This window comes from Nonomuraea sp. GTA35, from assembly GCF_041950525.1.
In the GTDB taxonomy this organism is placed as follows: domain Bacteria; phylum Actinomycetota; class Actinomycetes; order Streptosporangiales; family Streptosporangiaceae; genus Nonomuraea.
Map to the genome: position 1 here is coordinate 1 of NZ_JBGNUV010000047.1, position 3,080 is coordinate 3,080.

Below are 3,080 nucleotides of genomic sequence, written 5' to 3' on the forward strand. Positions count from 1 at the left end.
AAGGCGGAAGCCAAGACCCGGTCCTCGGCTTCGATCCCGTTCTCAGCAAGGTCGTCCTGCTCGAAGATCCCCACCCAACTGACCGCGATCGATCGACGCGGCTTGACAAAACAGATTCCACATAATCTTGCGGATGGCCGATGAGCCGGACTACCGGCGTGAGATCAAGGCCCAGTCCAACCTGCAGGAAGGCCGCCATGCCCTGGCCCGGCGGATCTTCCATGGCAAACGGGGCCACCTCTACCAGCGCTACCACGAGGGCATGGAGGACCAGCTCGGTGCGCTCGGCCTGGTCCTGAACGCCGTGGTGCTGTTCAACACCCGCTACATGGACGCCGCCGTGACTCAGCTTCGGGCGCAGGGCTTCGATGTGCGCGATGAAGACGTCGCCCGCCTGTTCCCCTTCATCCACGCGCACGTGAACATGCTGGGCCGCTACTCCTTCGCTCTGCCCGAGCTGCCGGGAGGGTTGCGACCGCTGGGTGATCCAGGTGATGTCCACGACGACGACATCGGCGGCTGAGACGCCAGGGTCGATGAAGCGGCGGATCAGCCAGGCGATCCGGTCGGTTTTGGGCCGGTCCTGGCCACCTAGATCACGATGGTCCTTCGGTGGGGAGTTCGACGCGGCGGAAGATCCGCCACAGGGTCAGGTCGTAGAGGGTCTTGGCGGTCCCGGCGATGAGGAACGGCCAGGCCAGACCGAGGGGCTGCAGCAGCCCGGCCAGCGCGGGACCGGCGGGCCGGGTCAGGTAGCGGGCGGTGTTGGTGACGGCGGCTGTGGTGGTGCGCTCGGTGGGCGGGACCATGGCCATGACGTAGGCCTGGCGGGTGGGCACGTCCATTGAGGACAGGCAGGCGCGGGCCAGCAGCAGCCCCGCCGCCACCGGGAACCCTGGGGCGAAGGCGACGCCGATGAGCAGCAGGTTACTCGGCAGATGGGTGAAGACCATCGTGTTCAGCAGCCCGATCCTGGCCGCGATGACCGGCGCGAGCAGGAAGGAGGCGGTCTGCAGAACGGCACAGCCCGCGAACAGCAGCCCGATGCTCGCCGTGTCAGCTTGGTAGTGGACGCCCAGCCAGTAGGCCAGATAGGCCTGCACGACAAACCCCCCTGCCAGGCTGTCCACGGCGAACAGCGCCGCCAGCCGGACCACGACCGGGCGGGGTCGGACCGGCGCGGAGACCTGAACCGAGGCCACCTCGAGCGAGGCGGGCAGCCGCAGGGCCAGCAACGCACCAGCCACGCCCACGGCCAGCAACACCCCGCCGAGCAGCGACCGCGAGGGCGGAAGCGCGCCCAGCAGCGCGCCGGCGGCCCCGGCGGTGGCGGCGACGGCGTTATAGAGGCCGAAGCCGCGCACGGCCACGCCGCTGCCATCCAGCATGACCTGCTCCACGGTGGTGAACGGCCCCGACTCGACCACCTCGACCGACAGCGCGCCGGACAGGACGGCCAGGCTCAGCAGCCACACCGGAGCTCCGACCGCGATCAGCGACCCGCACAGGGCCAGGGCCAGGTACAACACGGCGTAGGAGCGGCGACGGCCGAACCGGTCGCCCCAGCGGGCCAGGGCGATGCTGGCCAGCGCGCCCCCAGCCATCACGGCCGCCAGCACGAGACCGACCCCGGCGGCCTGCAGCCCCTCGGTCCGCAGCAGCGTGGCCAGCTGGACGGCGGCCAGGCCGTACGCCAGACCGCGTAAGGCCTGCGCTGCGAAGATCAACCGCGCGGCACTCACGCGGGCTTCCTGCCGTCCCACTGCCATCCATCAGGCATATCGATCCCCTTGCACTCAGTTTCCTCGAAGGTCCGCCCTCACCGCTTGCGAGCGGCAGGATCGCGTCCAGCCTGCCAGCGCCCGAGAGCTTCACTCGAGACCCGGGCATAGCGGGCCAGCGAAGCGACCGAGGTGTGGCCGGAGAAGGCGAGCAAGGTGGAGGTGTTGGCCCCATCCTCGGCCGCGTGGGTCAGCGCCGAGTGCCGTAGTTGATGAAGCGTCCAGCCGCCGGTGGCCGCCTCGAACAGCTCAGCTGCCCGCCGATACGACAGTCGCGCCCTCCCGCTGCCACTGTCGATGTCGGCCGGCGGCAACTCCACTCGGGCCCGCCGGTCGGTCGTGAACACCGGCCCCGACCTGCGTCCACCTATCAGACGGGGCAGCAGCCGGGCGGTGCCGGTGCGCCACACGATCACGTCCACCGCGCCACCTTTACGCCGCACCCGAGCCTTTCGATTACGCAAGTCCAGTTCCTCGACATCGAGCGCCAGGACTTCGGAGGCCCGTGCCGCGGACTCGTACAGCAGCCGCCACAAGGTCCGCTCACGAAGCGCAATCCCTTCCCGGCCGAGCAGCTCGGCGACCTCGGCACGGTCCAGCGACCTCGTACGGTCGACCTCGACCGGGCGGCGCTTGAGCCGACGCAACGGGTCCTCGGTGATCCAGCCCTGATCCCGCCACCACCGACTCGCCGAGGACAACGCGTTCAGCCGGGCGTTGACGGTGGCCGCCGAGCGCGCCCCCCACTGCTCGATGAACCAGGCGGCGACCCGGTCGGCCGCCCCTTCCCCCTCCAGCGAACCCACCGGGGTATAGGAGCCGAACTTCTCGGTGAGGGCACGCAGCGCCGTGGCGTAGGACCGGGCGGTGTTGGGGTTAGACACTCCGGCCAGGAAGCCCTTGACCGCGTCCTTGAGCACCGGCGCCGGCCGTTCGGCCTCGATCCTGTGGACCACTCCCACGACCGCCTCCGCACTCTATCGCAGATAACCATGGAGTCTGGTCCCTGCCGAGCGAGGGCATCCCTCCAGGACGGCATCGACACTATCGCAGATATTCGGCAAGTATCTGCGGTCAATGGCGCGCGAATAGGCACGACGCGAAACCACACCGCGATGACCTGCGCGGAGACGGCTTAGCGCACGATCCGGTTCGGATGTTCCTCAGACCCCGAGCACTGTTGGAGAACAGAGCGCTCTTCTAGCCACCGGGGCGCCGCAGTGAGTTAACGATCTTGGGGTCGGGGCGTGTGGGCGTTCTCACGCCCCACACACTTACCGAGGAATCCCGTCAGGTGAT

Annotated in this window: 2 protein-coding genes and 1 pseudogene; 1 reads left to right on the top strand and 2 read right to left on the bottom strand. The window is 68.9% G+C overall.

From position 1 onward, the window contains the following. Positions 1 to 127: 127 nt before the first annotated feature. Positions 128 to 523: pseudogene (locus tag ACBJ32_RS59270) on the top strand (Tn3 family transposase); the annotation flags it as partial. Between the two features lie 73 nt (positions 524 to 596). Here the strand turns inward: ACBJ32_RS59270 and ACBJ32_RS59275 are convergent. Both ACBJ32_RS59275 and ACBJ32_RS59280 read right to left on the bottom strand, forming a co-directional pair. After that, positions 597 to 1,742, bottom strand: a complete 1,146-nt coding sequence (locus ACBJ32_RS59275; protein ID WP_375134387.1) for an MFS transporter — start codon at positions 1,740 to 1,742, stop codon at positions 597 to 599. 77 nt (positions 1,743 to 1,819) lie between these two features. After that, a complete protein-coding gene (locus ACBJ32_RS59280) occupies positions 1,820 to 2,743 on the bottom strand; it encodes a tyrosine-type recombinase/integrase (RefSeq protein ID WP_375134388.1) in 924 nt (307 codons plus the stop codon). Positions 2,744 to 3,080 lie beyond the last annotated feature (337 nt).